Annotated in this window: 19 protein-coding genes; 8 read left to right on the top strand and 11 right to left on the bottom strand. The window is 37.8% G+C overall.

Annotated elements, in window-relative coordinates:
• Positions 1-11 precede the first annotated feature (11 nt).
• Genes F9B76_RS08355 through F9B76_RS08345 form a run of 3 tightly spaced genes read left to right on the top strand, consistent with a single transcriptional unit; the run spans position 12 to position 2,129 of the window.
• Entirely contained in the window at positions 12-503 is a 492-nt protein-coding gene (locus tag F9B76_RS08355; protein WP_159991702.1) for a peroxiredoxin family protein, read from the top strand.
• A gap of 9 nt (positions 504-512) precedes the next feature.
• The gene (gene argB / locus F9B76_RS08350) at positions 513-1,397 is read left to right on the top strand and encodes an acetylglutamate kinase (RefSeq protein WP_159991701.1); all 885 of its coding nucleotides are present in this window, start codon (positions 513-515) and stop codon (positions 1,395-1,397) included.
• A 9-nt stretch (positions 1,398-1,406) separates the two neighbouring features.
• Positions 1,407-2,129 (top strand): pyrimidine 5'-nucleotidase, encoded by a 723-nt coding sequence (locus tag F9B76_RS08345; RefSeq protein ID WP_159991700.1) that lies wholly within the window; start codon positions 1,407-1,409, stop codon positions 2,127-2,129.
• A 217-nt stretch (positions 2,130-2,346) separates the two neighbouring features.
• Here the strand turns inward: F9B76_RS08345 and nhaC are convergent, their stop codons facing one another.
• Positions 2,347-3,753: a Na+/H+ antiporter NhaC gene (nhaC, locus tag F9B76_RS08340; RefSeq protein ID WP_159991699.1), complete on the bottom strand. Its 1,407-nt coding sequence runs from the start codon at positions 3,751-3,753 to the stop codon at positions 2,347-2,349.
• Between the two features lie 134 nt (positions 3,754-3,887).
• Positions 3,888-4,817: a methyltransferase domain-containing protein gene (locus tag F9B76_RS08335; RefSeq protein WP_159991698.1), complete on the bottom strand. Its 930-nt coding sequence runs from the start codon at positions 4,815-4,817 to the stop codon at positions 3,888-3,890.
• 111 nt (positions 4,818-4,928) lie between these two features.
• Here F9B76_RS08335 and F9B76_RS08330 point away from each other — a divergent pair, with 111 nt between their 5' ends.
• Both F9B76_RS08330 and F9B76_RS08325 read left to right on the top strand, forming a co-directional pair.
• Positions 4,929-5,654 (top strand): ComF family protein, encoded by a 726-nt coding sequence (locus F9B76_RS08330; RefSeq protein WP_159991697.1) that lies wholly within the window; start codon positions 4,929-4,931, stop codon positions 5,652-5,654.
• 162 nt (positions 5,655-5,816) lie between these two features.
• Complete coding sequence (locus F9B76_RS08325; protein WP_159991696.1) at positions 5,817-6,287, top strand: tRNA (cytidine(34)-2'-O)-methyltransferase; 471 nt, start codon at positions 5,817-5,819, stop codon at positions 6,285-6,287.
• A gap of 142 nt (positions 6,288-6,429) precedes the next feature.
• Here F9B76_RS08325 and F9B76_RS08320 read toward each other — a convergent pair whose 3' ends face one another.
• From F9B76_RS08320 to rsmB, 6 genes are all read right to left on the bottom strand, one after another.
• Positions 6,430-7,899 carry a TrkH family potassium uptake protein gene (locus F9B76_RS08320; RefSeq protein WP_159991695.1) on the bottom strand — a complete coding sequence of 490 codons (1,470 nt, stop codon included), beginning with the start codon at positions 7,897-7,899 and terminating at the stop codon, positions 6,430-6,432.
• Positions 7,900-7,910: 11 nt separating this feature from the next.
• Positions 7,911-9,287: a Trk system potassium transporter TrkA gene (gene trkA, locus F9B76_RS08315; RefSeq protein ID WP_159991694.1), complete on the bottom strand. Its 1,377-nt coding sequence runs from the start codon at positions 9,285-9,287 to the stop codon at positions 7,911-7,913.
• 8 nt (positions 9,288-9,295) lie between these two features.
• On the bottom strand, positions 9,296-10,003 hold the full coding sequence (locus F9B76_RS08310; RefSeq protein WP_159991693.1) for a response regulator: 708 nt from the start codon (positions 10,001-10,003) through the stop codon (positions 9,296-9,298).
• Between the two features lie 98 nt (positions 10,004-10,101).
• Complete coding sequence (locus F9B76_RS08305; RefSeq protein WP_243140632.1) at positions 10,102-12,369, bottom strand: sensor histidine kinase; 2,268 nt, start codon at positions 12,367-12,369, stop codon at positions 10,102-10,104.
• The gene (locus F9B76_RS08300) at positions 12,366-12,923 is read right to left on the bottom strand and encodes a DUF4390 domain-containing protein (protein ID WP_159991691.1); all 558 of its coding nucleotides are present in this window, start codon (positions 12,921-12,923) and stop codon (positions 12,366-12,368) included. The genes F9B76_RS08305 and F9B76_RS08300 overlap by 4 nt, the downstream gene beginning before the upstream one ends.
• Before the next feature lie 19 nt (positions 12,924-12,942).
• On the bottom strand, positions 12,943-14,283 hold the full coding sequence (rsmB, locus tag F9B76_RS08295; protein WP_159991690.1) for a 16S rRNA (cytosine(967)-C(5))-methyltransferase RsmB: 1,341 nt from the start codon (positions 14,281-14,283) through the stop codon (positions 12,943-12,945).
• Positions 14,284-14,657: 374 nt separating this feature from the next.
• On the opposite strand from rsmB, the gene rimO reads away from it, so the two are divergent.
• Positions 14,658-15,989, top strand: coding sequence for a 30S ribosomal protein S12 methylthiotransferase RimO (gene rimO, locus F9B76_RS08290; RefSeq protein ID WP_159991689.1), 1,332 nt, complete (start codon positions 14,658-14,660; stop codon positions 15,987-15,989).
• 192 nt (positions 15,990-16,181) lie between these two features.
• Here the strand turns inward: rimO and F9B76_RS08285 are convergent, their stop codons facing one another.
• The 3 genes from F9B76_RS08285 to fmt form a co-directional block, all read right to left on the bottom strand.
• A complete protein-coding gene (locus F9B76_RS08285; RefSeq protein WP_243140631.1) occupies positions 16,182-16,445 on the bottom strand; it encodes a type II toxin-antitoxin system YafQ family toxin in 264 nt (87 codons plus the stop codon).
• Positions 16,417-16,704 carry a type II toxin-antitoxin system RelB/DinJ family antitoxin gene (locus F9B76_RS08280; RefSeq protein WP_159991688.1) on the bottom strand — a complete coding sequence of 96 codons (288 nt, stop codon included), beginning with the start codon at positions 16,702-16,704 and terminating at the stop codon, positions 16,417-16,419. The genes F9B76_RS08285 and F9B76_RS08280 overlap by 29 nt, the downstream gene beginning before the upstream one ends.
• Positions 16,705-16,810: 106 nt before the next feature.
• A complete protein-coding gene (gene fmt / locus F9B76_RS08275) occupies positions 16,811-17,758 on the bottom strand; it encodes a methionyl-tRNA formyltransferase (protein WP_159991687.1) in 948 nt (315 codons plus the stop codon).
• A gap of 413 nt (positions 17,759-18,171) precedes the next feature.
• On the opposite strand from fmt, the gene F9B76_RS08270 reads away from it, so the two are divergent.
• Both F9B76_RS08270 and F9B76_RS08265 read left to right on the top strand, forming a co-directional pair.
• Positions 18,172-19,173, top strand: coding sequence for a FecCD family ABC transporter permease (locus F9B76_RS08270; RefSeq protein WP_159991686.1), 1,002 nt, complete (start codon positions 18,172-18,174; stop codon positions 19,171-19,173).
• A gap of 46 nt (positions 19,174-19,219) precedes the next feature.
• Positions 19,220-20,029, top strand: coding sequence for a heme ABC transporter ATP-binding protein (locus F9B76_RS08265; protein ID WP_159991685.1), 810 nt, complete (start codon positions 19,220-19,222; stop codon positions 20,027-20,029).
• The last annotated feature ends 61 nt before the right edge of the window (positions 20,030-20,090 follow it).

Genomic DNA, 20,090 nt, shown 5'->3' with positions numbered 1-20,090 from the left:
ATGATAAAGTAATGAAAAAAATAATTTTATCCCTTATCACTATTATTGCTATTGCTGCAGGGGCTTATTTTGCTTTTCAAGAAGATAAGCCCACCATCACCTATCATACAATAGATGGGAAAGATATTACGTCTAATGATTTAAAAGGTAAGGTTGTTCTGGTTAAATTCTGGGCAACTACTTGTGTCACTTGTATTCGCCAAATGCCGGATACCATCCACTACTACAATACATATAAAGATCAAGGATACGATACAATCGCTGTCGCAATGAACTATGACAAACCTGCTGCTATAGAAAAATTCCGCCAAGATCGTGAGTTACCATTTACCATTGTACATGATAAAACAGGAGAAATTGCTAAGGCTTTTGGGCATATTCGCTTTACCCCCGTTGCCTTTTTAATAGATAGGAAAGGTAATATTGTCAAACGCTATATTGGTGCATATGATAAAGAAGAGTTTATCCAAACCCTTGAAAAAACATTAGCCAAACCATCATAAGGATAGCCAATGACAACCACTCTATCACCTACAGAAAAAGCAACGCTTTTGGCCAATACGCTTCCTCATATCCAACATTTTTATGGGAAAACCATTGTCATAAAATATGGTGGCAATGCCATGACAGAAGAGCATCTTCAAAAAAGCTTTGCTCAGGACATTGTATTTCTTAAACTCATTGGCTTAAATCCCATTATCGTACATGGTGGAGGGCCTCAAATTGATTCGGCTCTCAATCGCTTAGGGAAAAAAGGTCATTTTATCCAAGGAATGCGTGTTACTGATAAAGAAACCATGGATGTGGTAGAGTGGGTACTAGGTGGGCAAGTACAGCAAAATATTGTGAGTATGATTAATCAAGCAGGTGGGCAAGCAGTTGGCTTAACAGGAAAAGATGCCAATCTTATTCAAGCACGCAAAAAACTTATGTCCAATAAAGAAAACCCTACTGAACCCCTTGATATTGGTCATGTCGGTGAGGTAACGGCGATTAACCCTTCTCTTATCCACACGCTAGTAGAAAACCAATTTATCCCTATTATTTCCCCGATAGGATTTAATCCAGAAGAAGGTACAACCTATAATATCAATGCTGATGTTGTTGCGGGTAAGATGGCTCAAATACTACATGCCGAAAAACTACTCCTGATGACAAATATTCCCGGTGTTTTAGATAAAGACGGGAATTTACTAACCCATCTCTCTACCGCCTCAATAGATAATCTCATTAAAAATGGCACTATTTCTGGCGGAATGATACCCAAGATTACATCCGCATTAGAGGCGGCACAATCAGGCATACCATCCGTACATATTGTAGATGGGCGTATTCCTCATTGTTTACTTTTAGAAATGCTAACAGATAATCATGTTGGCACAATGATTACCGCTTAAACAAGACAAATGCGATTAATTCACCCACTATCTAACACCATAAAATCATCGCCTACGTCCAAACGAGTATGGCTTTTTGATCTTGATAATACCTTACATGATGCCTCTCATGCCGTATTTTCTCAAATTGATAAAAGTATGACAATGGCAGTTATGCAAGCATTACAGATAGATTTTGAGGCAGCTACTCAATTACGCCAACGCTATTGGGAACGTTATGGCGCAACAATGATTGGTATGCAACGACACCATGGTGTTAATGCGATAGAATTCTTAAAGCAAAGCCATGATTTTGATATTACCGCTTTTGTTAAACCTGAACCACGATTAGCCTATTTACTCCAACAAACGCCAGGGGTTAAATACGTTCTAACAAATGCACCCTATCATTATGCCATAACAGTATTAGAGGCATTACATATCAAGCACTGCTTTAAAGGTATCTGTGCAATTGATCAAATGTGTTTAAATGGTCAATATCGCCCTAAACCCTCTTTACAGCTTATGCAAGCACTTTTAAAAGAGTTAAACTGTCCTGCACACCATATTACCCTTGTTGAAGATACACTTAAAAATCTAAAAACCGCCAAATATCTTGGTATGCAGTGTGCCCATATTTTTAATCAATATACCCCTTTTAGTACAGCTTATGATGGCAGACCATCTTATGTTGATATCAAAGTACACTCTATTCAAGCATTATTATTAAGCCCATTTGCTCGTCAAACTTAATATAGGCATTTTTATGGATAAAAATACCTAACACAACACGATATAGCCCAAAAAAAGAGAGTTACATATAGTTGTTGTATTATCTATGGAATAGGATAATTACCCAAACTCCGCTAGCAACAATATAGCAACTCCCCTCTTTAGATAAGGAAAAATAGGCTATACCCTATTTAAGGTGTGATAAATACCAATAACACCATAGCATATACTCACTATTCTATGCCAAAGCCCTTTGTTCCTCTGGTGATAAGCGACTAATCGTTAATCCCGTAAAGCCAAATATTAGCGTTAATACTAACGAAAGGGTACAAAAGAACGCATAAGGTAAATAATCTAATACAGCAATACCCAATACATTACTAATAAACACCCCGCATACACTCCATGGCACGAGTGGATTAATTACCGTACCCGCATCTTCAATCGTTCGTGCTAGATTTTTAGGATGCAATCCTAATCGAATAAACTCTGGTCGGAACGCATTTCCTGATAACAAGATACTTAAATACTGCTCACCAATTAATACATTCACTCCTAAAGAAGTTAATGCGGCGGCAGCTACTGCCCGTCCAGCACTTGTAATAAGATGACGAATACCTCGTAATAACGCGGGTAAAATACCTAGTGCTTGTAATAATCCCCCTACACTCAATGCAAAGATAATTAATACTTGAGAAAAGAACATAGATTTTAAGCCACCACGAGAGAGTAATTTACCCACATCACCCAAATCAACGCCCTCTGGTAAACTATATCCAACAAAAAAATAAGCACCTAACTGTTCCATAGAGGGGCTACTATGTATATAGGTAATAATAATGGATAAGACAATCGTTAAGGCGATTGTATAGATAGCATGAACTTTAAGCACTGCCAATACAACAAGAGCAACAAAAGGAATCAAGGCATAATCATGTACTAAACCACTATTTATTAGCTGGTCTTGTAAAACGGTTACTTTGCTTAAATCTGTTACACCAGCCTCTGGCGATAAAAACCATAAGAAAAGCACGGTTAAAATCCACGCAGGTACAGTGGTGTACATCATATTACGGATATGTTCAAATAAATCAATCCCTACCACTGAAGATGCAATGCTGCACGTATCCGATAAAGGCGACATCTTATCCCCAAAGAAAGCACCCGATACAATTGCCCCTGCCGTAATCGCTAGATTCGCATCAAAAAAACCTGCCATACTGATAAATGCCACACCAATCGTCGCACACGTGGTTAAACTACTTCCAATCGCCACACCCACAATAGAAGTCAATACAAAAGCAGAGACATAAAAAAGATGAGGTGAAATAAAGTCAAAACCATGATACATAAGCGTTGGAATCGCCCCACTCATCATTAAAGCTGAAACCAATAAGCCAATAAATGAGAATAGATATAAAGCACCAATACCTGTCATCACACCATCAGCCATACTATCTTGCATCGCTTTAAATCGTACTTTTTTAACGACACCTAATAACAAGAGAAAGCAGATCACTAGAACAAGTGAAATCTGTGGTGCCCATTCTAAATTAATCATCGTATAACCCAGAATTGCCACAATAATCGTAGCAAAGAAAAGGGCTTGTCGAGGTGACATCTCAATTAATGATTTTTTCTCCATATTTTCACTCTCATGCATCGTTAAACATATTCATATAGGATTAAAATAAAATAGTATCTACTATTTTCTTCACACATTCTGTTACTATACTATATTCTTACGAAAAAAACCTAGTATGTTTTTCCCTAATACCGTTATGATCGATAACCAATACTACTAATCGAAATACGCGTTTCCCCAGGTTGGCTTCCTTTAGTCGTTGCACTTCGCCAAGCATGACCATAGCAAAGCTCTAATGTAAGGTGTAATAAACCATCTTCTTTTCGTCCTTGCTCTAGTCCGTCGAGTAAGGCTTGATACCATTGACGACCTTTTAATCCATCAGAGCGTCCTATACATGGATTACCACCTAAATGATAAACATCTGCTAGTAGTTTCTCAGGGGTTTTATAAGTTAAGGTAATAATTTCTTGATCCATCACAGGATCTAAAAACCCTTGATCAATCATCATATCACCAAAATCATGCATATCAACAAAGTCCATGGTTTGTGTCACCAACCCTGCTCGCCCTAAGGCTTCCCTGACCTCAATACAAGTATGGGGACCAAAACAAGAAAACATACACAGTCCCCCCACTTTTAATAGTCGTCGCCATTCAGCCATCACTCGCTCAGGTAAAGGGTGCCAATGTAAAGCAAGATTAGACCAAATAATATCGGCACTCTCTGGTGCTAACCCTGTCTCCGCCATATCTTTCTGAATAAAAGAGACTGATTTAGACGATAAAATATGGTTTAACAAAGATTTAACCCCTTTTTTCTTAAGCATATCATTTGCTTCTTGGATAAAAGTAGGGCAACTATCAACACCAATATAATTCATCTTAGGGTATTTTTCTTGTAAGGCAGAAAGACGTAAACCCGGTCCACACCCCATATCAATTAAAGTGGTAGGTTGCATACGAATATACGATAAGCGATCTATCATTCGCTGAGCAATTTCATCCAGAATAAATCTTGCCTGTGCTAAAGACCGCCGCCGAGCAAACTGTAAAGCAACATGGCGAGCATTAATAGAACGTTCCTGAAGAGATGAAGTATCTGGCGATAAATGGTCGGACATTTTTATCCTTAGGGCTAGTAATTACTAAAAAAATCCTTTAGGCTTATACAAAGTTATACCTAAAAAGCGTGTAGCCACTATTTTAAAATGTTCACTTTATAAAAGGGTATTATGTTTAAAAGTTGGATGAATTTCTTATCAACTCCTTGCCCTCTCTGTCAAGAACCTAGCACAAAAGGGCTATTTTGCTCTGTATGCCAGCACGATATTTTATATAGTCTTAACCACTACCCCCATCGTTGCTCACATTGCCTTTTACCTCTTGATAAAGAAACCCCATGTGAAAACTGCCGTGAACATCGCCTTATTCTACATCGTATTTTTATAGGTTTTGATTATATCCCGCCTTTAAATAGCTTATTACTGCGATTCAAAAATAGTTATCAACCTCATCTTAGCCGAGCCTTTGCACATCTATTTCATCAGCAACTTAAACAACAAAATATATCCTTATCCCCTACCGATATACTAATACCCATTCCAAGTAGTGAACAATCTCTACAAAAAAGAGGTTTTAATCCAGCAACTTTATTTGCCAAAGACTTAGCAAAACAATTAGGCTGTCAGCTTGATGTAAGCCTACTTTATAAACATCCCACACAACATCATCAAAAATCACTTGATAGAGAAGATCGCTTCGCCAAAAGTAGTCACTTATATTACTGCATTAAACGTTATCCTAAAAAACACGTTATCCTTATCGATGATATTTTAACAACAGGCAGCACATTAGATTGTGCCGCTAGAGCATTAATTGCCGCTGGAGTAGAAAAAGTAGATGCCTTTGTCATCGCTAGAACAGCGAAACCCCTTAATAGTTATACAGGTACTACTTAGTTAATAGAGATCCTTTATCAATTAACTCTTTATTATTTATTCCTATTAAGAATTGCTTATAATAAGAGGAATAAACCAATATGGGAAAACTCCCTGTCGAAAAGATACTCTCTTTTGGGATTTAGGTAGTTTAAATCTGATCAAAACCATACAAATAAAATCATGTTTCATATTATTCTTGTTTCCCCTGAAATGCCTGCTAATACGGGTAATATTATTCGACTATCTGCCAATACAGGTGTACAACTGCATCTTGTTCGCCCCTTTATCTTTTCATTAGATGATAAACGACTACGTAGGGCTGGTTTAGATTATCATGAATATGCCACCCTCAAAGTACATGATAGTTTACCCGAGGCAATTGCATCCACAGGCGCAGCAAACCATAGAGTATTTGCCATTTCCACCAAGGGGCAAAAACGCATAGGTGAAATACCTTTCCAAAAAGGAGACTGCTTTATCTTTGGGAGAGAAACAGCAGGCTTAAAACCTGAAGAATGGGACATCATTGGACGAGATGCGGCTATACGACTCCCTATGCAAGCAAACTCTCGTAGCCTAAACCTTTCTAATGCTGTTGCCATTACCATTTACGATGCATGGCGACAAATTAACTTTGAAGGTGCTGTATAGTGCGTTTATAAAAAGTACCCAAAAAGCCCATAAAATCTTCGATAAACCAACAAATTTTCTGGGAAAAAGCAGAAGAACACCTCTCACAAAGTATTTTATAGGGCTTTAACAATACTATAATAACAACACCTAATAACTACCCTTACTTTCTCCAAAAGACAGGTGTAAAAATAATAAGCACTGTAAATAACTCTAACCGCCCAACGAGCATCGCAAAGGTACATACCCAAATAGAAAAATCATTTAATACCCCATAATTACCCATTGGACCCGCTTCTCCCAATGCTGGTCCTATATTACTAATACTCGCTAATGTGGCAGACAAAGCTGTTTCATAATCCAAACCACTAATTAATAAGAGTATAGAAAAAAGCATAAATATCAAGGTATAAAGAATTAAAAAGAGCAAAATTGACCCAACAACCGAACGATCAATAATACGTTTTTTAATCTTTAAAGGAAAAACACCCCGAGGATGAATAAGACTTTTTAACTCAATACCTATTTGCTTACACAAAATGACCATACGGATCATTTTGACACCACCACCAGTAGAACCAGCAGAACTAGAGAAATTACCTAATATCAACATCCAAATCGGTAATACAATAGGCCATAAAGCATAATCAATATTCGCATAACCTGTTGTTGTGGCTAATGAGATAGTATTAAAAAAACCATACCGAAACGCACTTTCTATATTAGTATAGTAACCTGATAAAAATAAGTACATACTAATTAAAAAAGCACTTGATAATACCACTGTTAAAAATGGTATTGCTTCAGGACATTGTAGATAGGCTTTTAAACTACGCGTTCTCAAAGCAGTAAAGTGGGTTGCAAAATTAATCCCTGCAATAAGCATAAAAATACAAGCAACTAACTCTACTCTAGGATTATTAATATCCGCATAGCCATTGGTATAAGTTGAAAACCCACCTAATCCCATTGTGGAACCTGCATGACACCATGCATCAAACCAACTTAATCCTGCCCAACGGTAGCATAATACACAGAATAATGTACTAGATAAATACAGCATGTATAAAATCTTGGCAGTCCCTGCAATACGAGGTGTTAATTTTTCTTCTTTCATTGGGCCTGTTGCTTCACTACGCATCACTTGATGTCCACCAATCCCCAATAAAGGCAATATAGCAACCGCTAACACCAAAATACCCATACCACCGACCCAAATCAAAGCATGTCGCCACGCATTAATCGATTTGGGCAAACTGCTAACATCAGCAATAACGGTTGAGCCTGTTGTTGTTAGTCCTGACATCACTTCATAATAGGCATGTGTAAAGCTTAAAGAAAAATCGCCGGGGTGGTAAGGCAACATAAAAGGAATCGTTCCTACCGCAGGAAACAGTAGCCACACCATGAAAACCAGCAAAAGCCCATCTTTTATTCTCAACTCACGATGAAACGGGAAACCAATAAGATAGAAAAATGCACCAATACCAGCCGTAATCCCTATCGCATAGAGAAAGTTCTTATCCCAACCATCTTCATATATCAATGAGAAAATATAGGGAATAACCAACATCACCGCCCAAAAGAGCGTTAGTATCCCTAAAGAATGAAATATATAAAAGAAGCGTTTCACCTTCAGTACCCTTAGAAAAACATAAGGGATACTTGAAAAAGCTTCTCTATTCGCTTCATCGTATTCCTATTTGCCGCATAAACAATAACATGATCACCACTTTGGATAACCGTATCACTGGTTGGAATAATAATATCATTATCACGCAAAATAGCCGCTATTTCTGAAGAAGAAGGTAAACGTATAGCCTCAACGGTACGACCAACAACATTAGAGTTTTTCTCATCACCAATTACTTCAAACTCAATCACCTCTGATTTCCCTTGACGAAGGCGATGCCCTTTTACAATTGCTCCTTGCCTTACTTCATGTAACAATGCACCAATAGTGGCTTGAGAAGGAGAAACAGCTACATCAATCATACTCCCCTCCATTAGCTCTCCATAGGCATGCCGCGCAATTAATGCAATCACCTTATGCGCACCTAAACGCTTAGCCAAGAGACTTGACATAATATTGTCTTCATCATCATTGGTTGTAGATACCCATGTATCCATCTCATCAATATTTTCACTGACGAGCAAAGACTCATCTGTTCCATTGCCATGCAGTACCAATACATTTTCAGGAAGGATAGAAGCAAGTTGTTCACAACGTTCTCGGTTTTGCTCAATGATTCTGACGTTATAATTTGTTTGAGCTAAAACCATCGCTAACTGAGCACCGATATTTCCACCACCAGCAATCATGACTGATCGTGCTTTTTTATTTGCCTTCGTTAATCGTGCAACGGCTTTATCAATTTCAGTGGTATCCATAGATAAAACCAATTCATCACCTACTTTAAGATTAAATAATCTGTCTAAAGGTAATGATTCACCATCACGCACCAACTCAAGAATACGTCCTCGTCCATGCGGTAGATTTAAATGTTGCTTATCAATTTGATAGTCTAGTAAGGTACTTCGCTTACTAATTTTAATAATAACAACACTAATTTTGCCATCTGCAAAATTAACTACTTGTAATGCATCAGGGAACGCAATTAACCCTTGTAAATACTGTGTAACACTATCCTCAGGACTAATAGTAGAATCAACCCCAAAATGATCCTGCAAGATATTAGGATGTTTTGCATAATAACGTCCACGCACTCGGGCGATACGACGTGGGATATTGAAAATATCTTTAGCTAACTTACATGCGACCAAATTAACCGCATCAGTGGCGGCACAGGCAACCATTAAATCGGTATCTTCTGCGCCTGCTTGTGCTAGTATATCAGGTGACGAGCCATCTCCATATATAACTTTTAAATCAAAGCGTTCTTGAAGATAAGCTAGTTGTTCTTTATTCGTATCAACAATCGTAATATCATTTTTCTCAGAAACAAGGTTTTCAGCAACACTAGAGCCTACTCGCCCTGCTCCAATTAGCAGAATTTTCATAATGATATTTAAGCATTACGTTTACGAGAAGAATCAATCCCCAATTGGCGAAGCTTACGGTATAAGTGCGTCCGTTCTAAACCTGTTTTTTCTGAGACGCGTGTCATACTATAATTTTCTTTTTGTAAATGATATTCAAAATAAACACGTTCAAACTCATCACGTGCCTCACGCAATGGTTGATCCAACGTGATATTGCCTAAGAAACCTTGACGAGCAACGTCTTCAACTGGACTAACAGGTACAGAAGGTTGTGCAGGGCGAGCAACACCCGTAGTAGCAGGAGCAGCGACACTGGCAGGCGTAACAGGCTTATAAGTAGGTGTTGGCGAATTAGGTGTGCGAACCACGACAGGACGCTGAAGCACCTGTTGAACTGTTGTCAATAATTTGGTTAATGTAATGGGCTTTTCTAAAAAATCCGCCGCACCAATACGCGTTGCTTCTACAGCAGTATCTAGGGTAGCATGCCCACTCATCATTACAACAGGCATATCCAATAAACCTTGAGAGCTCCACTCTTTGAGCAAGCTCACACCATCCGCATCAGGCATCCAAATATCCAAAAGAACTAAATCTGGACGACCATTTAAGCGTGCGTTGCGTGCTTGAGCAACATTTTCCGCTAATTCAACAGCATGTCCTTGCTCATACAGAATCTCCTGTAAAAGCTCACGAATACCAATCTCATCATCTACCACCAAGATCTTGGCCATATAAATAACCTACCTATATATTTTTAATTAAAATAGACTGACAACACATCCTTTTCGGTTTTCAAGTGTCGTCCTTTTGATTATAACAAAGGCACATATTATTTTTTAACAATCCGTGATAAAAGGATAGAAATCTTAGCCCCCCCTTCTCGACTATTAGAGAGTTCAATCTTACCATGATGCTCTTCAATAATTTTACGAACAATCGCTAAACCTAGCCCTGTGCCGTGTGGCTTAGTGGTAACGTAAGGTTCAAATGCTTTTTGTAATATTTGTGCAGGAAAACCATTTCCTCTATCTTTAATTGTAATTAATACAGCTCGGTTATCCTCTGATAAAGAATCCTCCATAATAGTACATTGCGTCTGAATAGAAATACCCGGTTCATCACCTGACAGATAAAGGTCTTCCATTGCATCACGAGCATTTGATAACAGATTATTAAAAACTTGTCTTAATTGCGTGACATCTGCCTCAACTAAAGGAATAGTAGGATCTAACTCTAACTTAATCTGACGATATAACAACTCTTCTTGTTGCCCCTCTGGTGTCCAACCATAAAGAATGGCAATATCGGTAATCAACTCATTGACATTAACAGATTGAAATTGTGCTGGTGGTGTTCGTGCATACTCACGAAAATCATCTACCATCGTTTTGAGTGAAAATACCTGATTAACAATCGTATTCGTCAGACGATCTAAGAACTGCCTATCCTGCTCATCTAATTTTGGTGATAATTTCATCTGGATACGTTCTGCAGATAACTGAATAGGTGTTAGTGGATTTTTGATTTCATGTGCAAGACGGCGAGCAACCTCACCCCAAGCTACGGCTCTATTTGCAGAAATTACCTCAGAAATATCATCAAAAACTAATAAATAGTTAGTAAGATTTTCTGTATTTTTCAACTGTGTTCCTCTTACTAAGAGTGTTACTTCTCGCATTTCCCCTTGGCTATCTTCTTGCTGCAGCTCCATTTGCTCTTGCCAATAAAGCCGTTCTGATCCCACCGCTGTATGCAGAGAAAAAGCACGGCGAAGCAGTTGATCAAAAGCCTTTAATGATTCCTTTGAACTTAATGGAGACCCCTTTAAAGAAGAAAGATCATCATGCAATATTGCTTGAGCACCTTTATTTGCCATCGTTACCAAGAACTCATGATCTAATACAACAACACCAGTAGTCAGCCCTGCCAATATACTCTCTAAAAATAAATGTGAACGTTCAAGTTTTAAACGATTATTTTGTGCTTGACGCCTTGCCTCTTCTAATTGGCTTGTCATTAAGTTAAAGGCTCGACTCAGTTGCCCCACCTCATCACTTTGTTTTGGTTCTGGAATCTGTGAATAAACGCCAGCCGCTACATCTTGCGTCGCTTCTGCTAAGGTTAATAACGGTTCGACCAATCGCTTAGCTAGCCATAATGCAATTCCTAACGAAGCAAAGACTGTTAATAATAATGCCATCGTTAGAGTAATTGAGAATAGCTGACGAATACCAACACGCGATAAAGCCAATTCCTCATAATTACGGTATCCCATTTGCACTTCATTTAAGTTATTGGCAAAATCCTCTGGCACTCGTTGCGTAAGCTGTAACCAATGAGGTTCATTACCTGCACTTAGCGAAGAGTCTAAACGATTGGTGAATAAAGGCAGAATCACTCGTATTTGATATTGGGGTCTTTCAGCATCTTCACCCATAACAAGCACCTCTTCTGTACTAGCATATTGGCGTGATAATCGTAATTGATTCAATACATTAGAGGGGGGTAACTGAGGAAGAAGCGATCCAAAAGTAGAAGAAGAAAAAGCAATTACCTTAGTACCATTTGCCGCAAATACCAAAATATCCGTATTTTGATTATCACCTCTTAATTGATTAAGTGCCGCTGGCAGATTATTATCCGATACATTATTCAAATTAATCGCTAATCGGCGTGCAGCAATTAATAGATCATCTGTCATTGTTTTAAGTGATGCTTGCCCTAATGTTAGACCAGAAGCCAACGCACTATCCACTTTTACATTAAACCAAGACTCTACTGACCGAGACATAAATTGCACGGATAATAAGTAAATCATCACTCCGGGAATAATGGCAATCATCGCAAAGAAAAAGGCAAAACGAGAGGTGAGTTTAGCCCCAAATTTTTTATTCTTAATTTGCTTATACAGCCCCATCACCAAACTCACCACCCAGATGAGCAAAGCAAGTGCTAACACACCATTTAGTAAAAATAAAATATCAAATTGTTCGGCAAAACGAGAGGTATTGCCTGCCGCACCAATCAAGAGTGCCAACAAGACAAATACAGCGATAAGTACAACAAAAAAACAAATCCTGAGTGACCACTTAATCACTTGTTTTGCTTTTGATCCAAAGAATGAAAATTGAAATTTACCCATGATGATGAAAATGACCAAGCACTACTACTATTAAAAGCGGTTATCTGAAAAGGTCTTGCCAATAAAGAGGTATCTAAGCGAAGACGAATATCTCCCTCATACATTTGCGATGTTTGTAATGATTGCGTTAATAATACTCGCCAATTATTTAAATGCGTAATATATTTAACCGCATCTTCTAGGGAAAAAGCTTTAAACTCTCGTTGATTAGAAGAAACACGCCACTCCCTTAGTAGCATATTATAGCGAAGCCCCATTGTATAGGAATCTTGGTGAATTAATCGATTAAACCAAAATTGTCGTGGTTCATATAATTTCACATCTAATGTAAAAAATAAAGGCATCCCTTTATGTAAGGCAGACTTTAGCTCATTACTTAACTGCAAATCAATATCTACACCCAGTTGAAGCTGTTGTGGGTTAATAACTTTTGCTTCTACTCGATGAAAGAATGCCTGCGAATTTGTTTCCGCATAGGATAAAGGAGAAAAGCATAATGCTATCACCATACTTATTATCAATCCTATTCTAGACATGCGTACCCTCTGCTTTACGGAATAAAGCATAAAAGAAACCATCATGCCAAGGTCTTGGTTGCTGATCTGTAGCTAAAGGTAATAATTGCCCCGGTGCTTCCAAACGAATAGCATCTGAAAAGTACTTTTCAATAAAAGTCGCCTGCTCTTGCCCTTCTTGAGGAAAGACCGAACAAGTAATATATAAAAAATACCCCCCCGGTTTTAAAACAGACCACAGATTACGGACAATCTCTCGTTGTAAGCGAGCTGTTTTGGCAATATCACTTTCTTTTCTTAACCATTTAATATCAGGATGTCGGCGAACAATCCCAGAAGCCGTACAAGGAACATCAGCCATCACGATATCAAAAGGCTCTCCATTCCACCAAGACTGTGTTGTCGCATCTGCTGTATATAAACTCACTTTATCACTATAAAGTCCTAAATGCTTTAAGTTTTCAGCAACACGTGCTAAGCGTTTTTCTTCAATATCAATGGCTGTCATATCAATATTAGCTCGCTCCAATACTGCAGCCGTTTTACCTCCTGGCGCAGCACACGCATCTAATACTCGCAGACCATCTCGCAAAGGAAGTAAACTCGCAGCTATCTGTGCACCCGCATCTTGTACGGCACAATAGCCTTGCTGAAAAAATGGAATTTGATCAACAGGAACAGCTTTTTCCAGTATGATGGCATCTTCTCCTACGCATTGATGTGCAATCGCCAAACGATTTAACTCCGCTGAATAGGCTTCTCGTGTTATTTTTCGGCGATTCACCCGTAAGGTTAAAGGTCCCGGAATATTTGCAGTGCGTAGAATCGCTTTCCATTCTTGAGGATAGCTTTTTTTGATGAGATCAATCCACCATTGAGGATAGTCAAACTGTACTGTTTCCTGCTGACCAATTATCTCCCAGAGCTTATCTTGCTCTCGTAAGTAACGGCGTAAGCAGGCATTAAGTAAACCTTTAAAAGAAGCGGACTTTTTATGTCGTTGTGCCGCTTTTAGGGTTTCATCTACAATCGTAAAATCCTGATAGAAAGGAATACCTTGTGTAAAATCCTCATGTATTCGCTTACGAGGGACTATTAATAAACTGAGACCCACTAATAATAAAGCATGTACCAATGTATTCGGTGCTTTTTTACTTAATAACTGCTGAGCAAGGGCTTGCGCCGACATCAAATGACGCATACTATAAAAACTAATCGATTGCACCACAGCCTTTTGCTCTTTAGGTACTGTTGTTAATACTTCTGTTAATGACTGTCCTGCCAGTACCGATTTAACCGCTTGTGCGGCAGCAAAAATCGCTACTGATAATGTTGGAGATACAACCGTATTCATCCGCTATAACACCTTTGATGATTAAACCTTAAAATATCCTTTCTTCCTATCGTTATTCATCATCGATATATTAGTGTGAATCATAGAAGAAAGGATATTAAACACCAAGAAATCTCTTTATATTATCAAGATTTTCTCGTTAAATAAGCCTTTGTTAGTGTACCACTTATCACGCTTTATCAAATGATAAAATAGTTTTTATTCCCATAAGAAAAAAGATAAATACCCCATACTATCCTCTTTAAAGAACGGTATTTTAGATAGCAATCTGATAAAATAGGTTCTATTTTGCCACTGTCGTATTCGATAGTTTTGTATCAATCTATTTATCGTATAAGTATTCTCATATTTATTTTTACTATAAAGGTTTTTGTATGTCTTCTACACCCAAAGTAGGTTTCGTTAGCTTAGGCTGTCCCAAAGCATTAGTCGATTCAGAAAGAATCTTGACTCAGCTCCGTACAGAAGGGTATCAAATATCCGCCTCCTATGATGGTGCTGATGTTGTGGTCGTCAATACCTGCGGTTTTATTGATAGCGCTAAAGCCGAGTCGTTAGATGCGATTGGAGAAGCACTTGCTGAAAATGGTAAAGTCATCGTGACTGGCTGTATGGGTGTAGAAGAGAACGCCATTCGTAAAGTTCACCCTAGTGTTTTATCTGTCAGTGGGCCACAAGAATATGAAGAAGTGGTTAGAGCAGTACATGAAGTTGTCCCCCCTAATATCGAACACGATCCTTTTGTTGATTTAGTACCACCACAAGGCATTAAACTAACCCCTCGCCATTATGCTTATCTAAAAATATCTGAGGGTTGTAATCATCATTGTAGTTTCTGTATTATCCCCTCCATGAGGGGCAAGCTGGTCAGCCGTCCTATTGGCGATATTATGGAAGAGGCACAACGTCTTGTAAATGCAGGAGTCAAAGAAATACTCGTCATTTCTCAAGATACGAGTGCTTTTGGTGTAGATGTAAAATACCGTAGTGGTTTCTGGGATGGTCGTCCTATCAAAACAAATATGGTTGCTCTAGCTGAAGCATTAAGCAAATTTGGGGTATGGGTACGTTTTCACTATGTTTATCCCTATCCAAATGTTGATCAAATTATTCCTTTAATGGCAGACGGTAAAATTCTTCCTTATCTGGATATTCCTTTCCAACACGCAAGCCCCAAAATCCTTAAAGCAATGAAACGCCCTGCTTTTGAGGATAAAACTCTTGCTCGGATTAAACAATGGCGAGAAATCTGTCCTGACTTAACCATTCGCTCAACCTTTATTGTTGGGTTTCCAGGAGAAACAGAAGAGGATTTTCAATACTTACTAGACTGGCTCACTGAAGCACAGCTTGATCGTGTTGGCTGTTTTAAATACTCTGATGTAGAAGGTGCAAGTGCCAATGACCTTCCAGACCATGTTCCTGAAGAAGTGAAACAAGAGCGTTGGGAACGGTTTATGGCACATCAACAAGCTATTTCTGCAGCACGTCTTCAATTAAAGATAGGAAAAGAAATTGAAGTTGTGATTGATGAAATAGATGAAGAGGGTTTCCCCATTGGTCGTTCTAGTGCAGATGCACCCGAAATTGACGGCGTTGTTTACCTTGACAAAGAAATCCCTGTCAAAGTAGGCGATAAAGTCTATGCCAAAGTAATGGATGCCGATGAATATGATTTATTTGCCGATATTATTCGTATAATTTAAAGTAAATAGGGTGTCTATTATATTTAGACACCCTATTTACTACTTAAACTCTATTTTTATCAGACTTACTTTTTAAGCTATAAATATTTCATTTAATCTTTTATCTAGTTTAAATTTATAATTTGGACGGTATTGGGAAACCTATATAGATAAACATGAAAACCCTTTAAAACTACTTGAATTATTTCTAATTTATCCAAAAAGCTCTGAATGGGTATTTAAACGAGCTAAATATAATATTTCATCATCAACCCTGTATATTAATACCAAGTCTAGCTTTATATGACAATCTCGCCAACCTTGCCAATTCCCTGTTAATGCATGGTCTCTATACCTTTTTGGTAAAGTTTCTCTACGACTTAAACAAGCCAAGACTTCTACCAAGTTTGTGGTTATCTTAAATTTACGAATATCACGCTCAAAATCCTTACTTGTCTTTATTTGTAGCATTGCCATGCTCCGCCAAAAATTCAGTAAGATTGACGTAAGACACACCCTCCCCATTATCTAATTCTCTCATAGCCGAAATAGTTTTTAAGTTTGGTTCATATTCTGCTTGATAACTAAGATTCAGGGGAAATTTTCGTGTAGCCACTAATTCTAAAAACAGCATTTTAACCGCTTGAGAGGGTGAAATACCGTAACCATCTAGAATTATCTTCGCTTGTTTTTTCAAGTTATCATCAATACGGATATTTAAATTTGAAGTAGTCATAATGCACTCACATTGTACGTAAATCTATTTGCATTGTAAAACACTATTAGATGAAAAACAAGACATTAATATTTCATTAAAAAATACACATAAAGAATAAAACCACTCACCCTATCCGATAGCCATTGACAAACTCTTTCACCATTTGTCGCTTTGATCCTGCTTTTTGTAAAACTAATAAGCGCAATACACCATTAGCGGTTGCCACATCAATCCCTTCTGCACTTACTGATAACACAGTACCAGCCTCCGCTTTAGGCTCAGTAGATAATACCTCCGCCTCCCATACTTTAACAGGATCTTGAAGTCCCACTAAAGGCAATGTTACTCCTGGCACAGGATTAAATGCTCGGATTTTACGCCATAACGTTAGCGTATCCATATCCCAGCTTAATTGTGCTTCTGCTTTTTCTAGCTTATGCGCATATGTTATCCCCTCTTCGCTTTGAGGCTTAGCCACTAGCGTATTTTTACCTAACTGGTGTAATACTTCAATAATTGCTTCAGCACCCAATACGGCTAATTGATCATGTAGTTGTGTCGCATTTTGTGTGTCTATTGATAGGCTTTTCTCCAATAATACATCACCTGTATCCAAACCTAAAGCCATCTGCATAATGCCAATACCTGTCTGTGTATCCCCTGCCTCAATCGCTCGCTGAATAGGTGCTGCCCCTCGCCAACGTGGTAATAAACTCGCATGAATATTTAAACAACCATATTTAGGAAGATCTAGTACCCATTGCGGTAAGATCAACCCATAGGCGGCTACTACCATTACATCAGGCTGTAATTGTTCAAGCACTTTTTTGGCATAAGCAGCCTCTTCAGGGTATTTACCATCTAAGCGTAAACTTAATGGTTGTAACACCTCAGCCCCCTGTATCAAAGCTTCTTGTTTAACAGCACTTGCCTGTAGTTTCATCCCTCGACCAGCAGGGCGATCAGGTTGTGTCATTACTAAAGGAACAGAAAATCCTGCATCTATCATTGCCTTATACGCTATTCGAGCAAATTCTGGTGTTCCAGCAAAGACTATTTTTAATGAATTCATTATGCTTTTTCCTATATCACTATCTATTTGACAAAATTCTATCATGCTTTTTCTGATAGTAAGATAATGATGTATTATCACTAAACAATCAAAAATATAGTAGAGTTTAATATAGCAACCACTTATAAAATACTACCTTTATATAAACGAATTAACCGGCAAACAAGCTAAAAATTCACCATATATACCTATTTTTATAAATAATTTTTACCTTAAAACATAGTCGTAATATCAATAAAAATCCCCAAGAGCCTTTTGATTCATGAGGATTTGATATTCATTTTTTAATTTTTACAAAAAGTATAAATACCCTATTCATTTTATAAGAGAATTTTCTAAGCCATTCTTACCCACTAAAGCATTGCTATAATTTCCTTATTATCAACACACTACCTCTCACAATAGTTCAGGATATGATACAAACATTTAAATATAAAATTACTTTCATACTCATCACGAGTATAATACTTTTGCTATGTGCGATATGGGTTATCAGTATAGGAACAGTTAATACACCCTTAAATAATCTCCCCTATCTACTCTTTGGTGATATAGCTGATACAGAACAAACATTAAGAAATTTACTGCTAAACATTCGTATTCCTCGCGTTTTACTCGCTATGGTAGCAGGCGCTGTTACTGCCGTGGCTGGGGTGATCATGCAAGCATTATTTAGAAACCCTCTCGCAGAGCCAGGTTTAATGGGAATTTCATCGGGTGCTTCACTCGGAGCTGTTATCGCTATTGTATTGCTAGGCTCTGGCTTTATTATGATAACAACTTTCGCCTTTACAGGAAGTTTAGTTGCCACACTATTCGCTTACCTTATCGGAAAACGGTTTGGGCATTCTGCAGGATTATTACTCGCCGGGATTGCTATAAATGCGATTTCCTTTAGTATCATTGGCTTATTCACCTACATGGCCAATGATCATCAGTTGCGCGATTTAATTTTTTGGAGTATGGGTAGCTTAGCCACAAGCTCTTGGACAATATTACTCTTTTTAATACCTTGGTCTTTTATTTTATTAAGTATATTAAGTTTTCAATGGCGATCATTAAACGCTTTACTGCTAGGTGAAAGAGAAGTTATTCATCTCGGTTTTAACATCAAAAATTTACGTCGTCACTTAATCCTTAGTGTAGCCTTATTGGTAGGGCCTCTAGTAGCCATTACTGGTGGCATAAACTTTATTGGTCTTGTTGTTCCACATATCATGCGTATGATACTTGGGGCTAATCATAAATATCTTATTCCTGCTAGTATGCTTGGAGGAGCATTATTACTTTTAGGAGCTGATACTCTTGCCAGAACACTTATTAGTCCTGCTGAATTACCCGTAGGATTACTCACCAGTCTTATTGGTGGGCCTTTTTTCCTCTATTTATTATTAAGCCATAAACAAAATAACTAAATAGATACTCTTTTCACTATCCAATAGCCGATATTATTTATATATTATGCCTCAGTATCATCTTCAAGCGACACACATTATTGTTGAACGACATCAACCGATTATTAAGGATATTAATTTAACCATTCATGCTGGCGAAGTAGTTGCTTTACTAGGCGCTAATGGTGCAGGTAAATCAACCTTATCCAGTGTATTAGCAGGTGATATACGTTCAAATATTTTAAAAAAAGGCACGGTATTTCTTAACAATATAGAAGTACTCAACACACCAGAAAAAGATCTCGCACGTTATCGAGCTGTACTCACTCAATCCCCTAGCTTAAATTTTGATTTAAGTGTATATGATATTTTAGAAATGGGTACTTATCCTTTTCCTGAACTAAATAAAACAGAAGTTAAGCAAATTATTCAGCAAGCAATAGAATGGGCAGATATTAAAAACATTGAAAATCGTATTTACCAAACACTTTCAGGAGGGGAACAACAACGTATTCAATTTGCACGGATCTTAGTACAACTTTTTGCTTTATATCATCCACAAAAAGCACCACGCTATTGTTTATTAGATGAACCCACATCTAGTTTAGATCCTAAACACCAACAAACTTTATTAAAAACACTTCAAAAACTCGCCCATACACTCAATATGGGTATCTTTATTGTATTACATGATATTAATCTTGCCGCTTTATACTGCGATCGCCTTATTCTGCTCGCAGAAGGAAAATTAATTGCTCAAGGGACACCCAAAGAAGTCCTTACCCCCCAAAATCTTCTACAAACGTATGGTATAACAGGAAAAACTATCCCTCACCCTTTTATAAAAGACAAAGTGCTAGTTGTATGGTGTGAATAGGATAAATGTGAAACTATATGCTGCCCAATTTGTTCAATTAAGCTAATCAAATTTATATACT

The organism is Pelistega ratti (assembly GCF_009833965.1).
In the GTDB taxonomy this organism is placed as follows: domain Bacteria; phylum Pseudomonadota; class Gammaproteobacteria; order Burkholderiales; family Burkholderiaceae_B; genus Taylorella; species Taylorella ratti.
Note: the sequence above shows the minus strand (reverse complement) of the source record. Positions and strands in the feature narration are given on the sequence as shown.